Here is a 19,810-nt window from a genome sequence, read left to right on the forward strand (position 1 = left end):
GAATTTATATAATGACAAATCCAATTTTAATACAATGTGCGAGCTATTCGGGTTCAGCGGCATCCGGGAGGCAGGCGTCGAGGATGGATTACGCAGCTTTGCTGAACACTCCGACCGGAATCCCCACGGCTGGGGCCTGGCATATTACGGCAGCGGCGTTCCCGTCATAAAGAAGAAGGCCATAGAGGCCCGGAAGAGCCCCGAATATTACCACGCCATCAGGCTCGCCAGAAGCGACATCATCATTACGCACATCCGCCACGCCTCATGCGGGAAGATCAACGAGGCAAATTGCCACCCGTTCTATCAGCCTTACCTGGGAAAGCACTGGGCCTTTGCCCACAACGGCCACGTCGACGGCGTCGCCAGGCACCCGAGGACGCAGGGCGAGACGGACTCTGAAAGCGTCTTTAACGTCCTGCTGGACAACGTCGGCAGATACCGCCACCTTGATAACGGCACATCCTATAACGGCATCGCCCGGGGCGTCGCCAGCCTGTTCGACGACTACGAGTTCGGCCGCCAGGTCGGGCTCAACTTTGTCATGTCCGACGGCAACGCGATCTATACGTTCAATCACCATACGGACAAGCCCATGTTCTATGCTTATGAGGACCATGGCGTTACCGTGTCCACCCAGAAGCTCGACGGCTACGAGTGGGAGCCCATGCCCGCGGACAGGCTGCTATTGCTAAAAAAGGGCCATATATGCGAGATCTCAGATAAAATATGAGCCATCATCTTGTGACGGTCGGCGAAGGCATCGGAAATGTCGTCGCGAAGTACGGGTTCTTGCCGCCGGGTATGCCAGCGCCCCCGGTCGAAACATTTCTTTGCTCGCTCTGCTGAACGTCATGCATGCTCTGGTTTCCAGCGGGCAGCTTGAACGGGCCCGCCAGCGCCAGCGCGCCGAAAAACAACAGTATGACAGCTATAGCCCAAATTTTCCTCGGATCCATCCTCAACACCCAATATAATACCAGCATCATATTTTTTTATAGGTTCGTGACGAATGGCGCAGGGAATGAGCTGATCTCAGGCGCAGGCCGATGATTAACTATTTAATATATTATCGTCTTAAGTAGCAGCATAACGTGCTATTCTATTTGAATAAGCCATTCCATATAAAAGGTGAAAATAATGGCAGTTGGAATAAAAACCATCCCGAACGACATGCGCGGCGCGCCTAAGGCCTCGCAGGGTCATCATCACGCTCATCAGGCAGCCAGGCCCGCCCCGGCAGGCAAGCCCGGCCACGACTCGAGGCAGACCAACAAGATCCTCGAGCTTGAGTGGGAAGCGCTCGGAAAAAAACTGAACAAGCCGATAGGAAAAGAAAATGTCGACGTCGAAAAGCTTCGCAGGCAGCTCAAGGACAAGGAAGAGCAGCTGAAGTATGCCGAATCTCTTATAGACAGGCTCAAGAAGCAGGTTCAGGCGCTCGAGCAGAAGCAGAAGCCCAATAACCCGGGGCAACAGAGGGAACAGGCGCCAAAAAAGAGCCCGCAGAAGCCGCAAAAGCAGTTCCAGAGGCCCCCCCAGAAGAGCGCCCAGGGCAAGGGACGAAAATAAAATTTTCAATTTCTACACTTTTTACAATATGTTTGACAAATGTAGAAACTATTAGAATCAATTATAAGATAGATAAATTCGTGACTTTATCAGAGCCCGCCACGAGATTTTTTTGGGAAAATGGGATAATATAGGTCGATAGTTTTTTATATTGAACGAGCGTTCAATCAAATGAACGATTGCTATGATAAAGCTCTTCGAGAAGTACGTAGACATGAAAATCCTGGGCCTGTTCCTGTCCAACCCCAATACGCCATACCATGTGAAAGAGGTATCACGTAAGCTGGGGGTAAGCCCTGCGAGCGTTAGCGGCGCGATGAAATATTTCGAAAGTACCGGATATTTGATAAAAGAGGAAAAAGGGCTCGCTCATATATACCACTTAAATAAAGAGCACCCGGCCGTGGTCGCGCTCAGGAAGGCTTACGGCATAGCCCTGATACAGTCCGCCGGGCCGGTGGAGGCGTTCCTCCAGGCCGACCCGAACATCGTGTCCTTTGCCCTGTATGGCAGCTACGCCGACGGCACGTTCGACGAGCACAGCGACATTGAGTTCGTCGCGGTAGCGCCGTCAGCCCTCGATAAGTTCTCTAACCAGCGTAAGTTCTCCGAGGTACGAAAGACGATCGAAGAAAAGCTCGGAAGGCCGGTGGCCATCTTCGTGGCTACCATGTCCATCTGGAGCACAATGAAAAGCGCCAACGACCCCATGTACCATAAGATCATGGACAACCATATCCTGATCTACGGTAACGGCCTGGAAGACCCGTTCGCGAACCGATAAAAAAAGACGGGCATTACTTCATGCCCACAATGCCGTCCGTTACTATCAGCATGCCGTTGTCAGCCTTCATTACGTTGACGACCTTAATGCCGTTGACAGTGATCCCGCTGCTCGACTTCTTCGCGGTGATCGTCTGGCCGCCGATGGTGGTCACCGTGAACGATTCGCTTCCCTGCTCGGGCTCGGTCATCTGCGATACGATGCAGCTCTCGACGAGGCTTTTCGCGTCCGTGTCCGAAAGCGCGCTCGCATCGGTCAGGCCTGCTTTATTCAGGGCCTTGTCGCTCGGAGCGAAGATCATGAACGGGCCTTCCTCCTGGCTGAGTTTCTGGTCGTATCCTGCCGCTCTGACAGCTGCCGCGAAGATGCTTACGTCCCGCGTCTCCTGTATCGTCTGCATGAGGTCCTTGTTCGTCTCTTTCAGGCCGCCCTGCTGACCCTGGCCCATCTGACCCTGGCCCATCTGACCCTGGCCCATCTGACCCTGGCCCATCTGACCCTGCTGCGTGCCCTGATATGCGGGCTGCGCCATGCGTCCGCCGTACTGCTGGGCCATCGCCGGCCCGATAAAGGCAAGCACGACTACCATGAGGGCGAAGACCGCCGCTACCTTTCTCAATCCATCCATCCTGTTTCACCTTTTTTCAACACAATACGCGACGATTTATAGGTTAGCGAAATAGGGCGCATGAAAATAAATCGGGGGCCGCGCTTTCGGCCATACATACCTTTATAGCGGCCGGATACATAGAAAAGGGCCGGAGAAAGTATGAAGGCGCTCGTCGTCTACTATTCGAGGACCGGCAATACGAGGAAAGCCGGGAAAGAGATCGCCAGGGAACTGGGCTGTGATGTGGAGGAGATCGTCGATACGGTGAACAGGGCCGGGCCCATCGGATTTATCATGGCGGGTAAGCAGGCTTCAAGTAAGGGGCTTACGAAGCTCAAGCCCCTCACGAAAGACCCGTCCCAATACGACCTCGTGATCATCGGCACGCCCGTCTGGGCAGCAACCATGTCGTCTCCGGTGAGGACCTTTATCGTCGAGAATAAGGATAAGCTCAAGAACGTGGCGTTTTTCATTACCCTGGGAGGCACGGGCGAGGCATCGACATTACAGGGCATGGAAGAGGCCTGTGGTAAGAAACCTATGGCAACCCTGACCATTCTGACAAGTGACATAAAGCCTGGCGCCTATCTGGATACGCTAAAAAAATTCGTAAGCGGGCTGAAGCCGTAATTAATATTATGTGCCTACGGCCGCATCGGTCACGATCACGTAGCCGTTCGTGGCCTTAAAGACCTTTATCACGTCGGCGCCGTTGGCGGCCATGCCGGTCTTTTCCTTACGGACGTTGATCGGCCTGCCGCTGGCCGCGGTCAGGGAGAGTTCCTTGCTGTGCTCGTCGGGCTCGGAAGCATTCAGCACGACGCCGTTCTCCGCCAGGCCCAGGCTGAGCGCGGCATTCTCCAGCAGCGAAGCGGCGTCCCTGACGCCCAGGTCCCTCTGCAGCGACTTATCCGGCGGGGCGAATACCATATAGGTGCCGCGACCGTCAAGCTTTTCAGCATAGCCCGAATCCCTCAGGGCGGCCGTGAACATCGATAGCTGCGGGACGCTTTCCATCGTCGCCATGATGCTCTTTTCCGAAGTTTCCGTGGCAGGAGCCTTGTATTGCTCGACGCTCATGCCGAAGGGCATCATGCCCGGGAACATGCCGCCGAAAGGCGAACCGAATGGCGAGCCCATCATGCCCGGGCCCGTCTCCCACGGGCTATCCCCGAACGGGCTCTCCACCTGGGCGCCGGCAGGCGTTATCATGAAGAGCGCAATGATCGTAAATACCGCTAATATACTTTTTAATCCGTCCATCTCGTGCCCCCTTGTGTTTTCAACACGTATCGTTTTATAGGTTGCCACACCAGGGTGCTCATGATTCCCGGTTTTTACCGTATTTTCTAAAAAATGTTTATCGTGGCGTTAATTATCGGGGCTGACTAGTGATGTTTGGAGCGGGCTTTGGATACCTTACGATAAGACGGTACGGCTTTCGCTCCGGGCGTATAGTTCGCTGCTGACCGGTAGGATCTGTTATCGTCCTGTTCGATGTCGTCGTCATTCGTAGTAGGTGTTGGGGTCGGCGTCGGGGTCGGAGTCAGCGTGGGCGTGGAGGACTCCTGGCGGGGCTGCGAGCGTATCTCGGCGAACAGAAGGGCGCCCTCGTTAATAGCGAGGGTAATGGTCGGCGATGGACGGGCCGTAGCAGTGAGCGTTATATCGGGTATTATGGTATTCGGGAGCGAGGAATTGTCGCTATTATTACTGGCGGCCATGTCCTGGGCGATAAACGACCCTTTAGCGACCAGCAGGCATACGAAAACCACGTTCGCCATTATTAACGCGATGGATATCATGTCGCCTTTTTTTACCATGCTTAGTCACCGACCAATCAATTAATAATTGTATTTATATAAAAATGTTATTGAATTATTGGTCGGCCTGCATAGGCATATATGGATATCGATGGCTTTATACGCCATATCAATGGTATTAGAATATGATATGTCCTGGATGTGCCGGTGAACGATGATGAAGATGGATAAAGGTCTGCTGTTGGCCCTGATTGTATTGATGATCGTCGTGCTATCCGGATGTGTCTGCCCGGCCCCGTTCGGTGCTTCGCCCACTGTCGCCCCGACGGTCACTGTAACGCCGGGCCCTTCGACCACGACAGCGCCGCCCACGATACCGCCGGTCCGGAGCCTGACAACCGGAACCCAGATCGTCTGGGAACTGCAGGGCGGATACGGGCAGCTCGTGGTGAAGAACCAGATAACGGGGCAGGATGCGGTTGTCATTCTTGCGCCGGCCAGTGACCCGGGGACAGCCGTGCTGGCCGTATATGTGAAGAGCGGGCAGGACTGGACGGTCGACGGCATAACGGACGGGCAATATGTGCTCTATGACATGGTGGGCACGAACTGGGACGACGCGGGCAAACAGTTCGAGCATACGAGCGAGTACGCCCGGTTCGACAGCACGCTGAACTACTATACGACGGATACCGAGTCGAAGGTCTATACCATCACGCTGAGCGGGGCGGGAAGCGGGGACACGCTGAGCAGGCCTGTAAAACCGGACGACATGCCTTCTCTTGGATAATCATTATTATATTCGGCAGCATATGTAGCAGGTTGAGCCCTTATGAAGTATGCGTTACTCGTTCTGACGATCACGGCAGCCCTGCTGGCCAGTGGCTGCTGCTCCGGATGCAGCCTTTTCGACCCCGATACCAGCCGCGTCATATTCGCCGATGACCTGGAAAATCCGGTCGATAACTCGACGGCATACGGCGTCTGGTCTTCTACAAGTGCGGGCGTCGTCGACCCCGCCGTCTTCCCGTCTGCGGATGACGGGGAATGGTACATGCTTAACGAGAAGGGGTACTTCAAGTATGTCAGGATATCGACGGATAGCGGCGCAAAGGGCGGGATATACCGTGAGGGCAGGCTAAGCATTACCGGAGACAGGCTGCTTCTGTCGGGCATTAACGAGAGCTATTATCCCGGGGCGAATTCCCGCATATCGGCGTATAGTGGAAAGGCTATTGCCGATCAGAGCCTCGCTTACGAGCTTTTAGACAATTACACCCTAACGATCGGCACCGGGACATATCAACGCGTATTCTAATCGAGTGGGTCAAAAAAAAGGGAAGTTGGGCCGGCATTGGTATGCAAGGGGGGCATGGTGGAGTGAATGTAGTAGCAAGATACCGGCCGGCCCGGTTTTTACCTCCAACCATTTTAGATAATCGCTATACAGTAGACTTATAAAGAATTGTTTATGAAGGATGTGTATATATAACTAACGGTTAATGCTCAACAGATATTTTAATAATGCCCCTGGGAGATAAATATGATATAATTTTGACGTGGGCGGGCATAATGGAATTCAGCAGGAAGCAGATATCGATCATTTTAGAGGCGTTAAAGGCGAGACCGAGGGGCATGAACGTCTCGGAAGTGTCGCGAGCGACCGGGATGAACCGGTCGACGGTGTCGAAGTACCTCGAGATGCTGTACGTGTCAGGCCAGGCCGACAGGCGGACGTTCGGCACGTCAAAGCTGTATTATATTTCCCAGCGAATGCCCATATCCGCGTTCCTGAACGTTACATCCAACCTCATGATCATCCTGGATAAGGAATTCCGGGTGCTGAACGCGAACGACAGCTTCTTCGAGTTCACGGGCACCCGGCGCGAGGACATCGTGCACAAGTACTTCGATAACTTCGCCTTCCCGATGAAGTTCAACCCGTCCATCATGCCCTATATCGAAGCGGCCGCCGAGGGTCGAGAGGCCTCGATCGAGTCCTATTACCCAAAAAAGGAGGGCGGCCGCTACTTTAACATCAAGCTCATACCGCTGCTGTTCGACGATGGCGATAAGGGCGTGACTGTCATCTTCGAGGACATCACCGAGAAAAAGCTCGCCGAAAAGGCGCTGCTGAAAGCGAACTTCGAGCTGGAGACAAAGGTCAAAGAGCGGACGAAGGAGCTGGAGAAGGCGAACGAGGCGTTGCGAAAGAGCGAAGCCTATCTCCTGGAGGCCGAGCAGATCGCACACCTGGGCTACTGGTCTTATGATATTAAGACCAGAGAATCCCGCGCATCGGACGAGACACTCCGCCTGTTCGGTTTAGTTCGAGGTACCAGATGGAGCAGGGAACTATTCAGGTCAATGGTCCATCCGGAAGATATGCAGAAGATCGAAAATGCCGATAAAGAGGCGATGTCGCGGGGTACGCCGGTCGATTACGAATATCGTATAGTACTATCCGACGGCAGTGAGCGCTTCATACGCAGCGTTAGAGGGATAAGGAGGGGTAAGGACGGCGAACCCATTGAGCTATTCGGCACGATCCAGGACATCACCGAGAAAAAGGGCATGGAGATCGCGCTAAAGGAAAGCGAGGAGAGGCACCGAATGATCACGGAGAAATCCTACGACGTCGTGTTCTCGGTCAAGCCCGACGGTACGATCTCCTATGTCAGCCCCCAGATCGCATACTATGGATATGACTCTGGACAACTCTATGGCAAAAAATTATTCGAGTTCATACCGGCCTCATACAGGGATTTTATTGCTGCTAAATTCCGTGAAACGATGATCAGCGGCGAATGCCCGCCCATCGAGTTTAAGTTCCTGAGGAAGGACGGGACGGAGCAGTGGGCCGAGGTTACTGCCAAGGCCATATACGATGAAGCTGGAAAGCCCCTGTTCAACGTGGGCACGGTCAGGGACATCGAAGAGCGTAAGAAGGCGGAAGAAGCGCTCCGCAACTCCGAGCTTAAGTTCAAGACACTGTTCGAGGGGGCCAGCACCGCCATATTCATCATCGACCTCAAGACCCGGGCCATCGTCGATTGTAATACGTACGGCAGCAGGCTGGTGGGGCGTAGCAAAGACGAGCTCATCGGCAAGCACCACTCGACACTCCATCCGGCAGAAAGCGCGGGGCCATGTCGCCAGAATGTGAAGATACACGCAAAGGATGGCAATGCGGTCAACTACGAGACCGAGCTTGTACATAAGGACGGTCACAGGATACCGGTATTGATCAATTCGACGATCATGGAGGTCGAGGGTAAAAAGCTCATGATCGGGTCGTACCTCGAGATCACCGAGCGTAAGCGGGCCGAGGAGGCGCTGATGGAGAGCGAGGCCAGGTTCAACCAGGTGCTTGACAGCCTTACGGATTCATTCATGATACTGGACTCGAAGTGGCGATGCCTGTTTGTGAATGAGGCGACGATTAAAACTGCCGGGATGTCCAAGGAGCAGGTCCTCGGGCGTAGTATATGGGAATTATACCCCCGGTCGGTTGGCTCGGCCCAGTATGAACAGGCCATGAAGACAATGGAAGACAAGATCCCTCGTACATGGATCAATAGTTCCAGCGTTAACGGTGTATGGTATGAATATAGGGCTTACCCCTGGGATGATGGTATTGCCCTCTTTGCCCGCGACATCACCGAGCGTAAGCTTGCGGAAGAAGCCCTTAAGGACAGCGAGGAGAAATTCAGGGCGCTGGCGGATTCGTCAAATATCGGCATATTGCTGGTCCAGGGCGAGGAAACGGTCTACGCGAACCAGGCCCTCGCCGACATGTTCGGGTATACGGTCGAAGAGTGCTGTACGATAAAATTCTGGGAGCCGGTCGCGCCCGACATGAAGGAGTTCATCCGTCATCGGATCATGCTGCGGCAGCGCGGGGAGCCAGGGCCGTCGAGGATCGAGCTGAGGATGGTCAGGAAGAACGGCGAGCCGATACTGGTCGATTGTACGGATGCAGTGCTGCAATACAGGAGAAAGCCGGCGATGATGCTGACGGCGATTGATATCACCACTCAGAAGATGATGGAGCAGGAGCTGAAAAAGAGCGTGGAGAAGTTCCGGGACCTCGTCGAGAACTCCCCTCTCCTGGTCTGGGATGTCAACGAGAACTACCGTTGTACTTACGTAAGCCCGAAGTCCAGGGAATCCCTCGGCTATGAGCCCGAAGAGGTCCTCGGCAAGACGCCCTTCGATTTTATTTCTCCGGACGACCTCGAGCGCGTGCAGGCGCTGGTAAAGCCGTACCTGGACGAGCATAAGCCATTCGAGGTAGAGGAGTACTTCGTGGTGAGAAAAGACGGCGAGAAAATTATTTTCCGGACGGTCGCAACGCCGATGTTCGACGATAAAGGGCAGTTTTCGGGGTACCGGGGCATTAACCGGCAACTCCTGCCTGGCGAATAAGATCAGAAAAATAAGCCGGTAGGCGTTTTGAACGCCTACAGAACCTTACGCTTTGTCTCGTGTAGCATTACGGGTTTGAGTCGGTTTTATGGTAGTTTACCACCAGCCGAGGCCACCCCAGCCGAGGCCACATCCGCCCCAACCAAGGCCGCAGCCGCCCAGGCCACCCCAGCCGAGGCCGCCCCACATGGGCCAGCCCCAGCCGCCCCAGCCACCCCAGCCGAGGCCACGCAAGCCCCAGCCGCCCCAGCCGAGGCCGCCCCACCAGGCAGCCGCGGGTAGTGCAATGGCCAGTACCGCTAACACGAGAAGGGCAAATATGGCATACTTCTTCCAATCCATAGTCCATCCTCCTCGCATCATAATTATTAGACTAGAAACAAAACGTTATTTTGTGAGCTTAGCGGAAAATCCGACGACGTGCTCCAAGAGTCTCAGCGAACTTCTTGCTTCGGGAAATTACAATATTATTCGACAAGGGCGTCGCCGGAAAAGGTTCAAATCTACGCCCGAGCCCATAGAAAAACGATTAGTCTATGCAGGAATGCCAGGCATGTGAATGATATTACGAAGAAATATGCGGGACGAGCGTCCCGCGCTCTTCATATGCTTCGGGTATGCTTTATACAGCGTAAATGCGTAGCTGCAACAGCTTCATGCCGTTGTTGTCGTAGTTCCAGAAGTAGTTGTAGAGGTCGTTGTCAAAGATGTTATACCTCTGGGGATTGTCGATGCCCGTCTTCGGCTACTGTACGCCGATGATGTTCAGGTTGTATTATTCGCGCTGGGCCCACGACAGATATATAAGCGATTTAGGTATGCGATTTTATTTTATCTGATTTAACATTTATACGCCCGATCTACCTGTCTAAAATTGCGGGCAGCAGGACGATAAACCGGGCCCCTTTGCGATGATCCCCTTTAACCCGGTCTTCGACCGATATGCTCCCGCTCATGTCCTCTAAAAGTGTTTTGACAAGGTAAAGCCCCAGCCCCCGTCCGGTCGCCTTTGTCTTTCCCGGCTCAAACCTCGTGAAGAGCCGCTCTTTTAGCTCATCGGGAATTCCGGGGCCGTTATCCTCGATCGATACCCGGTAAAAATCCTTGCCGTCGAGCCTGGCTTTCCTTAGATCTATCAGGATATCCAGGCGGCGGTCGGCGGGAGAATGCTTAATGGCGTTACCGATCAAATTCGTGAAAACATCATGGACAAGCTCATTTGCATAGATGAAGCATTGAGGCGAGGACGTAAGGCCGATATGCACCTCACGGTCGGGCACTTGAGAGTAATGGTCCTTCAGGTCGGCGAGTATCCTGCAAAGGTCGATCGGCCGGTATTTGAGGCCGCCAGCCCGGGACCTCTGGATCTTGCGTACGTTCATGATCAGCTTCGAGCTGTTCAGCTGCGTTTCCAGCGCCTTCTCCAGGAGCGGACGGTCCTTCGGCTCGAGCCTGCCAGTTGAGTCGAGCAGATCCAGCGCCAGCTCGAGGTAGCCGATGCCTACCTGGCTCAGATTGTTGATGTCATGGCCCATCAGGTCGAGATACATCTCGGCCTCACTTTTGGCTTCCTGAAGCCCCCTTTCTGCATTTTTCAGCTTCGTGATGTCCATGATGGCCGCCACGGCCGACGTAATTCGCCCCTGCGCATCCTTGATGGGAGCGGTGCTAGCCAGCACGGTGTGCTCCTGGCCGTCCGGCTGCCGGGCCAGTATCTCCATATCCGATACCTGCTTGCCGAACATTAATGATATGTATAAGGGCATTTCCTCGTTCCGCATCGGCGACCCGTCCAGGTGTAAGATCTGGTTAGGGTACATGTCCACGCCGTAGGTCTTTCCGACCAGAGGGCCGCCAAAGGTTCTTTCGATGCCGCTCGAATGATAAGTGACCAGATGCGTTTTGGCGTCTACTACGAGAATGCCGATGGGAACTGTGTCCAGAATGGCCTGGAGCGTGGCGCGGGCGTGCTCGAGCTCTTTCGTACGCTCCTTGACCATGTGCTCAAGCTCGCCATAGGCCTTACGCTGCGCTTCCTCCGCCCGCTTTCGGTCCCTGATATCCCTACAAATTCCCCGATAGCCTGTCACCCGGCCGTTTTCGTCAAATATGAGGTTGACCGTCATCTCGAAATAGACGACCTCCCCGGATTTGGCGTTCATAGCCTTTTCGCAGACTGCGACCGGTTTGCCTTCCCTGTTCATGGCTTCCACAAAATTTTTTATCCGGTCCGCCCACTCCCGGGGCATAAGATCGTACATTGACCGTCCCATGATCTCGGCTGGAATGAATCCGAGATAATCTTTCACCCGGGGATTGCTATATGTAAAAACCATGTTTTTATCCGTCTCCCAGACCCAGTCCGAGATATTCTCGATGAGGTTACGGTATTTTTCCTCGCTTTCGTGAATGGATTCGAGTGGGCGACGCTGGCCCATTGCATGCTCTTTCATAAATATTCACGCCTCATTGTGGGACTGAACATCCCTGTGTCAGAGGGCAGCCGCCCGGAGAGCATAATACGGTCGCGCGTGCTTTCAATAATCATCTGTGATATGGGGCTAATACCCTTTTTAAAGAAAATATTGGAATATATGGGTCATTCTTCAAGAATGCCGATACATATTAGTTGAAAAGTAGCCTGCATCGTAGGTTTAACGTAAAACAGCGATCTTCTATCACTCTATCGCCGGCAGCATGACCACGAAGCAGCTTCCTTTAGCGCTATCGCCGGGAACGCGGTCCTCGACCCAGACCCTGCCGTGGTATATCTCCACAAGCTTTTTAACAAGGTAAAGGCCGAGGCCTTTACCGCTGGCCCTCGCAGACCCCTTCTGGAAGCGGTCGAAGATCCTCGCCTTGAGCTCGTCCGGTATGCCCGGGCCGTCGTCTTCGAAGCGGATGCGGCAATACGTGCTGCCGTTCTCCCGGACTTTATCCATATGTACGCCGATCGTTATGTGGCCTTTCGAATGCTTTACCGCATTGCCGATGAGGTTGGAGAAAACGTCGCTCAACAGGTTATTGGCCATGACCTTACAATCGTCCCGGATATTCTCCCTTATAGTAACGTCTCTGCCGGGTATGTTCGAGTACTGCTGGACCGCATCGTGCAGCACCCGGCCTATGTCCATCTCGTAGAGCTTATAACCGTTATCCCTTACCTGCTGTAGCTTCTGGACGTTCCGGATGAGGCTCGTGCTGCTCGCGAGCGCATCCATGGGGCGGGATATTAACTCCCTGGTCTCGCTGCTCAGGTCAGGCCTGTCTATTGCCAGTTCCAGGAACCCTAACGCGATCTGGTCCATGTTGTTGATGTCATGGCTCATAAGGTCGAGGTACAGCTCGGCCTCGTTCTTCGCCGCCCGCAGCTTTTCCTCATGGTTCTTGCTTTCCGTCACGTCCACCATCATGACGATATAGCTCGAGACCTTCCCCTCCGAGTCATACGTGGGGAAAACCTTTACCGAATAGTACATTTTTCCGCCATCAGCCGCCAGCATCTGGGTCACCCCTTCATAGCGCGGTATCTCGTCATTCCTGATCTCGGCGACCTTATCGCTCGAGCCCGGCACATACTGGTCGGTGTCCCGGAAGAGATTCATCTTTCCTATCACATCGCCCTGACTCTTACCCGTGAACCGGATAAAGGTCTGATTCGCCAGCACGGCGTAGCCGTCCACGTCGAAAATGCAGATGGCGTCGGGCGATTGCATGACCAGGTCGGACATCAGACGCTTTGCGTCGAACAGCTTTTTATTGACCTCCTCGATCGTGGTCACGTTTACGTTACCGAGCGCGAAGAAGAGCATGGCGAGCCCTGCGAAGAAGAGCATCCCATCATAAAAGACCTGAGCATAGCCGATGGTATCGTATAGGCCGAGGAAATCCATCAGCATGAGCACATCGCCCGCCAGGCTGAATAAAAAAGCGCAGATCGGTATCGAGAGGATATACCGGAGCTCGTTCTCCATGGAGGTGAAGGCGAGCATCGACCCCAGTGAAAGGATCGCGATGTCGAGGACAATGGATATGACGTATACCAGGACACTGAAGGCATCGCTTCTCCCCTCGGAGAAGTTCATGGCCGTGAATAATATGATCGTCATGGCCGATATGACATTGAGAAATATGATGAAGAAATAAATGTCCGGCCACTTTGCGTTCTGCCTTTCGTATATCAGGTATAGAAAGGCGAGCAGGACCGGCAAATATACGATTATCCCGAAAGCCTTACCGGCATTGACCAGCCAGGGGTCGTTTAAAAGCTGTGGCAGGATGAACCATATAAGGGTGGTGAGTACCAGCAGGAAGTGTGTCAGGAAGAGGCTCAAGAAGAGAAGCTTCTGGTCCCTATTCGTGCTTTTCCAGTAGAGGTACAGGGACATGGGCAGGCAGAGAAGGAGCATGAACGCGATGGCCATCGTCGATGGCAGCTGGACGTCGGGGCTGATGACCGGCGCGATGAGCAGGGAAACGATAATGATCAAGAAAGTGACCTGGACGAGTATCAGAATGCCCAATAACGTATTAAAGCTCCTTGCGTTAGTCACATCTCTCAATACCGGGCCTCCGCACCATAAAAACCATTGATTTCTCGGAATAAATAGCTATTGAGCGGTAAACAATTGCCAGTAATTTTACTAAAGCCTTTAACTTTCTACTGCCGGAACTTGATCGCCATACTATAGCTTTAAGCATCAAGCTTCACAGGGAAGATAGTGAGCTATTAAAATTATGCCAACGTTATGGCCTTGTTTTAAAAAATGAAGTTACGATAAATTTACACAGGACCCATGAGCGTCGGCAGGAACCACCCGACGATGGAAGTCAAGATCCAGATAATGACCGCGATCGCAAGGGACTTGAGCCAGCCTATCTTGTATAGTGCCCGCAACGCGATCAGCCAGGCGATGCCTCCGATGATCGCCGCGATCAATCCATGACCCATTAAAAAATATACGACCGCATATATTACCGTACCGATCACAGCGGCGAGCAATGCCGTTTTTATGTCTTCCGTTTCGCCGAACAGCTTTGTGACTACGTATATTACCAGCGTTGAAACTATCAGCGCGATAATAAATGCCAGTATTGTCAAAATTGTTATATCCATGTTATCTTCCTCTAAATATTAACATATATTGCTTGGTATTTATATTATTATAAAAAATGTAATTATATAAGAGATGGTTAGATATTAATGAACACATCAAGCCTCGTGCGTTTATTCACACGAGCATCCACCGGCTTATTTTAACAGGCAGGCCCTCCCCGACCATTTAGAAATAATTTATATTTAAGTGCACGACATATATACCAATACTAATAACTTGAGGAGGAACCAAACCTGCAAAAGCGCGAAATAGGCCCCGGCACATACCTCTATCCCATGCCGGCCGTCATCGTCGGCGTAAACATAGGCGGACGACCGAACTACCTCACCGTATCGTACTGCGGTATTGTCCAGCACACCCCGCCCATGATATCCGTGGCGATAAATCGTCTACACTACTCCATCGAGGGCATGAAGGAAAACGGCACGTTCAGCGTGAACATCCCGTCGAAGGACATGGCCGGGATCGCCGACTACTGCGGACTGGTCTCCGGCCGTAAGGTCGATAAGTCGAAATTATTCGATAACTTCTATGGCAAGCTCAAGACGGCCCCCATGATCACGCAATGCCCCGTGAACCTTGAATGCAAGGTGGTCAAATCCATTGACTTTGGAGGGACGAACGAGATATACCTGGGCGAGATCGTGCAGGCCTACACCGAGGATAAATACCTGTCCGGCAAGCTTCCGGATATAAAGAAGATCGACCCGCTCCTCTTCTCGATGCACGATAACAACTACTGGGCCCTGGGGGAACATGTCGGAAAAGCGTGGAGCATCGGTAAAAAGTACGAGCCCAAAAAATAGACGTTAGCCCTTTTGATAAGATCATATTATCAAAAAATCTTTATCTGATATTTTATTACAACTCAACGCCTTAGAAGCCCTGTTTTTGTGACTTTATGGCTCGTTCATCATACTTTTTAGATTTTCTACGGAAATTTCTGTCTGGTCAGAGACTTTTACGAGAATATCGTTCAATAAGGCCGGGGTTAATTCGCTCAACTGTCTTATCATTATCTTCTTGACATTCCCCGGCCTCTCGAATACCATATAGGTCCCACCCCGTGTTCTGTTAATATAGCCTAATTTCTCGAGAAGCGTAAAGAGCTTCTTCTTATCGATCGCTGCTGGTTTAACCATATTCAATAAGCCTCACTTAAGACATGTGTTATATGTTATTTATCATTTTACTTAAAATAATAGCGAACTCGGAGTTAAACCGCTTAGCTGTTCACCCCATAGTTAATTGTATGCTCACCAATTTTTTGTGGCGGGTGCCATACAGGTGCATCGGCATTCAATGAATATTGATGGGGAACTCCAGACCCATGATGAGTCATCATGAAAAGATGAAACGAACTGCCATCGCTTCCCTCTTTTTAATCCTCGCTGAACGTTTTTATATAAGGGACGATTAATTTATATATAACGTAAAAAATATAATTTAATTCTTCTACATTATGCACACCCCGAGCGACGCCATGGAAAAGCCAAAAAGGATCAAACCAATCACCAGAAACGACAGGGCAGCGGAGGCTCTGCGCGAGAGCGAGCACAAGTTCAGAGTACTGGCCGAGACCATGCCGGCGGCCATTTTCCTGTACCAGGGAGACAAATACATCTACGTCAACCCGGCAGCAGAAAAGATCACGGGATATTCCAAGGAAGAGCTCATCGGCATGAACTTCTGGGACTGGGTAAGCCCCGAGTACAAGGACATCATGAGAGACAGAGGGCGGGCCAGGCAGATGGGAGAGTCCGCCCCATCGCGATATGAAGTGAAGTTCAGGGCAAAGGATGGCCGGGAAGGCTGGGCCGACTTCGCGGCGGGTCTCATCGAGTACGGCGGAAGGCCCGCCGTAATAGCGGTCGCGTTCGACATCACCAACCGGAAGAAGGCGGAAAAGGCCCTGAAGAAGAGCCAGTACATCTTATCGAAAGCCCAGGAGATCGCCCACGTAGGCAACTGGGCCTGGAACCTGAGGACCGGCGGGATGAAATGGTCTGACGAAGGGTTCCGGATCTTCGGCTATTCGCCCCAGGAATTCGAGCCATCGCTGGACTGGCTCTTATCCCGCGTTCACCCCGACGATAAGGATACCGTCACAAAGTCCACAGACGCTACACGGTACAGGCAGAAGCTGGGTAGCATCGACTACCGCATCATCATGCCCGACGGCTCTATACGGTACATCAATACAGTAGCGGATAAGCTCGTGAAGGACGCAGAGGGTAAGCCGCTATGGGTATATGGCATCAACCAGGACGTCACGGCGCGAAAGCAGGCCGAAAAAGCGCTGGTAAAAAGCAGGGCCATACTCTCCAGAGCCCAGGACATCGCCCACATAGGCAACTGGGCATGGGACCTGAAAACGAATAACATGCAGTGGTCGGACGAGATCTTCAAGATATTCGGCTATCGCCCCCAAGAATTCCAGCCCACCTATGGCTGGGCCATCACGCGTGTATTTCCCGACGACAGGGGCCTCCTCGCCAGCTCAGCACGAGCGGCCATCAATGAAAATAAGCTCTTCAACATCGACTTCCGCATCATCACGCCCGACGGGTCCATCCATTACCTGAACATCGTCGCAGACCGGATAAAAAAGGACAGATCAGGCGCACCCGAGTGGATGTACGGCATCGTCGAGGACATAACTAAACGCAAGTTCATAGAGAACAAATTCAGGGACGCCCAGGCCCAGGCTGAATTGTACGTCGACCTCATGGGCCACGACATCAACAACATGAACATGGTCGCCCTCGGCTTCCTGGAGATGGCGGACGACAAGCTCAGGGCTGGCGGAACGCTGGATATGAGCGACGAGCAGCTGATCCTGAAGGCCGTCGAGAACATCAAGAGCAGCTCGATACTGATCGACAACGTGCGAAAGCTCCAGAGGGAAAGGGCGGGCGAGCTTAAGCTCATGGCGATCGACATCGTGGAGGTCCTGGCCTCCGTAAAGGACCAGTACCTGAACGTGCCGGGCCGGGACGTGAAGATCGACCTGGATATGAAATGCAGCTGCGCCGTCATTGCCAACGACCTTCTCCGGGACGTCTTCTCGAACCTTGTCGGGAACTCCATTAAGCATTCCAGCGGGCCCCTGACCGTTAATATCCGCATGACTTGCGACGGCGAGGCGGGGATGAAATTTTGCAAAGTGGCCGTCGAGGATAACGGCCCCGGCATACCCGATACCCAGAAGGCGCTCATCTTCGACCGCTCCCAGACTGTAAAAAAACTGCGGGGCAAAGGCCTGGGGCTATACATCGTGAATACCCTGGTCAGCGACTTTCACGGCAAAGTCTGGGTCGAGGACCGCGTGTACGGCGACCATACGAAGGGCGCCAGGTTCGTGGTCATGCTGCCGGCGATCGAAAAGTAGCCTGCATAACCTGTTTTAATCTAAAATTCGGATCGTGGTCCTTGGGAACTCAAGCCCACCTTAAAAAAGCGCCGGCAAATTATTTTATATCGCTATCGGGATAATGATAATATTAAGTAATAAGCCCTAACGCGGTTCATTATATTGAGAAAAAATATATAATCATCCTATATTAGTATATCGAGGCATATCAAAATAGGCAATTTTAACATGGGGGGAATGGAAAGTCGTTGAAAACACGGATGCCGGGGAAGTGAAAATGCCCAGGGGCGAGCTAAAGTTAAGTTACACGTTCGACCAATCGCCCATCAGCGCCGCTATAGTGTCTCTTGATAACGCGTTCATGCAGGTGAACGAGGAGATGTGCCGGTTCACGGGCTACACGAGCGACAGGCTTCTCGAGATGAAGTTCACCGACATCACCCATCCGGATGATATGGCCACGAGCCTGGAAAATGTGAAGAAGCTTCTGGAAGGTAGCATTGACCGGTTCAAGATCGAAAAACGGTATATACGAAAGGACGGCGCCGTAGCCGTCGGCCGGGCATCCATCCGCCTGGTCAAAGACCCGTCCGGTAAGCCTCTTCATTTCCTGGCGATGATCGAGGATATAACCGAGCAGAAACTCGCGGAGGAGAAGCAGCGGCAGAGCGAGACATTTCTCAGGAATATTTTCGAGTGCATCCAGGACGGCATCAGCATCCTCGATAAAGACCTTAATATCCTGAGGGTCAACCCGGTCATGGAAAAGTGGTATGGCCCCGGGATCATCGGGAAAAAGTGCTACCAGGCCTATCATGGGAGACGTGAGCCGTGCGAAGCGTGCCCGAGTATCAAGGCTTTGCAGGAAAAGACTATGAAAAAAGGGATCGTGCATGACCTTGGGGGATGGAGAGAATTGTACGTTTTCCCCCTGGTCAACGATAAGGGCGATGTTACGGGCGTGATCGAGCACGTCAGAGACATCGACGAGCGAAAGAAAGCGGAAAGTGCGCTGGAGGAGAGCGAGGAAAAATACCGTTTCCTGGTGGAGAACTCGAAGGACATCATCTGGAAACTGGACCTGCAGGGCCGCTGGACATTCGCCAGCAGTAATGCGGAAAAAATAACCGGTTATACGGTAGACGAGATCCCGGGAAAGACCGTATGGGATATTATAGCCCCGGAGTGCCACGAACTTCTCGCAGCGATGCTAAGCAAGCGTATACGCGGAGAAGAAAGCCCTCCTTATGAGTTGATGGCCGTTAGAAAAGACGGCAGTTATATACCCTTAGATATTCTTAGTACGCCGGTCCGGGACAAGAATGGAAAGGTCGTGGGCATACAGGGCATCTCAAGGGACATCACCTTGCGTAAACAAGCTGAAAAAGAGCTGAGATCGGCCAAAGCCCAGGCCGAGCTGTACGTAGACCTGATGGGCCACGACATCAACAACATGAACCAGGTGGGCATAGGGTTCCTCGAGCTCGCCCTGGACATGTTAGATCTGGACGAGAACGGGCGCACGATCATTTCCCGGTCCATGGGCGCCCTGGAAAGCAGCTCACAGCTCATCGATAAGGTGAGAAAGCTCCAGAAGGTCAAGTCGGGCGAGCTGAGCAGCCAGAAGATCGACCTCGGGCAGACCTTGATCAACGTATGCGATTATTATTCGAGTATCCAGAGTGGAAACGCTTCCATCGACTATACGCCGGTCGCAGGTCGTTATGTAAAGGCGAACGAGCTGTTATACGATGTATTCTCTAATATCGTGGATAATGCCCTCAAACATGCGAAAGATAAGCCGGCCATTACCATCAGGCTGGAAGAGGTTGTGGGGTGCGATGGGACGTTTTACAGGGTGGCCATAGATGATAATGGCAAAGGAGTGCCGGATGAGCTCAAGCCCCAGATCTTCGATCGATTTCACAGGGGCAATACAAAGGCAAAAGGCAAAGGCCTCGGGCTGTACCTGGTGAAAACGCTGGTAGAGAGCTATAACGGCCGCGTATGGGTCGAGGACCGTGTGGCAGGGGATCATAGGCAGGGCGCCAGGTTCGTGGTCATGCTGCCGGCGATCGAAAAGTAGCCCGGAAGACACCATACGGAAAGGTTTTATAAATAAATTTTATCACACTTATAATATAATTAAATACAGTAAATCTC

General features: G+C 52.6%; 19 protein-coding genes. 10 read left to right on the forward strand and 9 right to left on the reverse strand.

Going from position 1 to position 19,810, the window contains the following annotated elements; genetic code table 11:
- The first annotated feature begins 34 nt into the window (after nucleotides 1-34).
- A complete protein-coding gene (locus tag MCP_RS11035; protein ID WP_012900926.1) occupies nucleotides 35-733 on the forward strand; it encodes a class II glutamine amidotransferase in 699 nt (232 codons plus the stop codon).
- A gap of 4 nt (nucleotides 734-737) precedes the next feature.
- Here MCP_RS11035 and MCP_RS11040 read toward each other — a convergent pair whose 3' ends face one another.
- Nucleotides 738-959, reverse strand: a complete 222-nt coding sequence (locus MCP_RS11040; RefSeq protein WP_128860043.1) for a hypothetical protein — start codon at nucleotides 957-959, stop codon at nucleotides 738-740.
- Between the two features lie 181 nt (nucleotides 960-1,140).
- On the opposite strand from MCP_RS11040, the gene MCP_RS11045 reads away from it, so the two are divergent.
- Nucleotides 1,141-1,572, forward strand: a complete 432-nt coding sequence (locus tag MCP_RS11045; protein WP_012900928.1) for a hypothetical protein — start codon at nucleotides 1,141-1,143, stop codon at nucleotides 1,570-1,572.
- A 184-nt stretch (nucleotides 1,573-1,756) separates the two neighbouring features.
- The gene (locus MCP_RS11050) at nucleotides 1,757-2,356 is read left to right on the forward strand and encodes a nucleotidyltransferase family protein (protein WP_012900929.1); all 600 of its coding nucleotides are present in this window, start codon (nucleotides 1,757-1,759) and stop codon (nucleotides 2,354-2,356) included.
- Between the two features lie 13 nt (nucleotides 2,357-2,369).
- Here MCP_RS11050 and MCP_RS11055 read toward each other — a convergent pair whose 3' ends face one another.
- A complete protein-coding gene (locus MCP_RS11055; protein WP_012900930.1) occupies nucleotides 2,370-2,984 on the reverse strand; it encodes a fasciclin domain-containing protein in 615 nt (204 codons plus the stop codon).
- 141 nt (nucleotides 2,985-3,125) lie between these two features.
- On the opposite strand from MCP_RS11055, the gene MCP_RS11060 reads away from it, so the two are divergent.
- Nucleotides 3,126-3,596 carry a flavodoxin family protein gene (locus MCP_RS11060; protein WP_012900931.1) on the forward strand — a complete coding sequence of 157 codons (471 nt, stop codon included), beginning with the start codon at nucleotides 3,126-3,128 and terminating at the stop codon, nucleotides 3,594-3,596.
- Nucleotides 3,597-3,602: 6 nt separating this feature from the next.
- Here the strand turns inward: MCP_RS11060 and MCP_RS11065 are convergent, their stop codons facing one another.
- Nucleotides 3,603-4,229 carry a fasciclin domain-containing protein gene (locus MCP_RS11065; protein ID WP_012900932.1) on the reverse strand — a complete coding sequence of 209 codons (627 nt, stop codon included), beginning with the start codon at nucleotides 4,227-4,229 and terminating at the stop codon, nucleotides 3,603-3,605.
- A 125-nt stretch (nucleotides 4,230-4,354) separates the two neighbouring features.
- Nucleotides 4,355-4,789 carry a hypothetical protein gene (locus MCP_RS11070; RefSeq protein WP_012900933.1) on the reverse strand — a complete coding sequence of 145 codons (435 nt, stop codon included), beginning with the start codon at nucleotides 4,787-4,789 and terminating at the stop codon, nucleotides 4,355-4,357.
- A 154-nt stretch (nucleotides 4,790-4,943) separates the two neighbouring features.
- Here MCP_RS11070 and MCP_RS11075 point away from each other — a divergent pair, with 154 nt between their 5' ends.
- The 3 genes from MCP_RS11075 (at nucleotide 4,944) to MCP_RS11085 (ending at nucleotide 9,157) form a co-directional block, all read left to right on the forward strand.
- Complete coding sequence (locus MCP_RS11075; RefSeq protein ID WP_012900934.1) at nucleotides 4,944-5,519, forward strand: hypothetical protein; 576 nt, start codon at nucleotides 4,944-4,946, stop codon at nucleotides 5,517-5,519.
- 42 nt (nucleotides 5,520-5,561) lie between these two features.
- A complete protein-coding gene (locus MCP_RS11080; RefSeq protein WP_012900935.1) occupies nucleotides 5,562-6,047 on the forward strand; it encodes a hypothetical protein in 486 nt (161 codons plus the stop codon).
- Between the two features lie 254 nt (nucleotides 6,048-6,301).
- Complete coding sequence (locus tag MCP_RS11085; protein WP_012900936.1) at nucleotides 6,302-9,157, forward strand: PAS domain S-box protein; 2,856 nt, start codon at nucleotides 6,302-6,304, stop codon at nucleotides 9,155-9,157.
- A gap of 96 nt (nucleotides 9,158-9,253) precedes the next feature.
- On the opposite strand, the gene MCP_RS11090 is transcribed toward MCP_RS11085, so the two are convergent.
- The 4 genes from MCP_RS11090 to MCP_RS11105 all read right to left on the reverse strand — a co-directional run bounded on the left by MCP_RS11090 (nucleotide 9,254) and on the right by MCP_RS11105 (nucleotide 14,273).
- Nucleotides 9,254-9,499 (reverse strand): hypothetical protein, encoded by a 246-nt coding sequence (locus tag MCP_RS11090; RefSeq protein WP_012900937.1) that lies wholly within the window; start codon nucleotides 9,497-9,499, stop codon nucleotides 9,254-9,256.
- 518 nt (nucleotides 9,500-10,017) lie between these two features.
- Complete coding sequence (locus MCP_RS11095) at nucleotides 10,018-11,610, reverse strand: sensor histidine kinase (RefSeq protein WP_128567182.1); 1,593 nt, start codon at nucleotides 11,608-11,610, stop codon at nucleotides 10,018-10,020.
- A gap of 225 nt (nucleotides 11,611-11,835) precedes the next feature.
- Nucleotides 11,836-13,710: a PAS domain-containing sensor histidine kinase gene (locus tag MCP_RS11100; RefSeq protein ID WP_012900939.1), complete on the reverse strand. Its 1,875-nt coding sequence runs from the start codon at nucleotides 13,708-13,710 to the stop codon at nucleotides 11,836-11,838.
- A gap of 230 nt (nucleotides 13,711-13,940) precedes the next feature.
- Nucleotides 13,941-14,273: a hypothetical protein gene (locus MCP_RS11105; protein WP_012900940.1), complete on the reverse strand. Its 333-nt coding sequence runs from the start codon at nucleotides 14,271-14,273 to the stop codon at nucleotides 13,941-13,943.
- 276 nt (nucleotides 14,274-14,549) lie between these two features.
- Here MCP_RS11105 and MCP_RS11110 point away from each other — a divergent pair, with 276 nt between their 5' ends.
- Entirely contained in the window at nucleotides 14,550-15,080 is a 531-nt protein-coding gene (locus tag MCP_RS11110) for a flavin reductase family protein (RefSeq protein WP_012900941.1), read from the forward strand.
- Between the two features lie 93 nt (nucleotides 15,081-15,173).
- Here the strand turns inward: MCP_RS11110 and MCP_RS11115 are convergent, their stop codons facing one another.
- Nucleotides 15,174-15,416 carry a hypothetical protein gene (locus MCP_RS11115; protein ID WP_128567184.1) on the reverse strand — a complete coding sequence of 81 codons (243 nt, stop codon included), beginning with the start codon at nucleotides 15,414-15,416 and terminating at the stop codon, nucleotides 15,174-15,176.
- Between the two features lie 320 nt (nucleotides 15,417-15,736).
- On the opposite strand from MCP_RS11115, the gene MCP_RS11120 reads away from it, so the two are divergent.
- Nucleotides 15,737-17,665, forward strand: a complete 1,929-nt coding sequence (locus tag MCP_RS11120) for a PAS domain-containing sensor histidine kinase (protein ID WP_231845072.1) — start codon at nucleotides 15,737-15,739, stop codon at nucleotides 17,663-17,665.
- A gap of 259 nt (nucleotides 17,666-17,924) precedes the next feature.
- The gene (locus tag MCP_RS11125) at nucleotides 17,925-19,733 is read left to right on the forward strand and encodes a PAS domain-containing protein (RefSeq protein WP_012900944.1); all 1,809 of its coding nucleotides are present in this window, start codon (nucleotides 17,925-17,927) and stop codon (nucleotides 19,731-19,733) included.
- The last annotated feature ends 77 nt before the right edge of the window (nucleotides 19,734-19,810 follow it).

This window comes from Methanocella paludicola SANAE (assembly GCF_000011005.1).
Lineage (GTDB): Archaea > Halobacteriota > Methanocellia > Methanocellales > Methanocellaceae > Methanocella > Methanocella paludicola.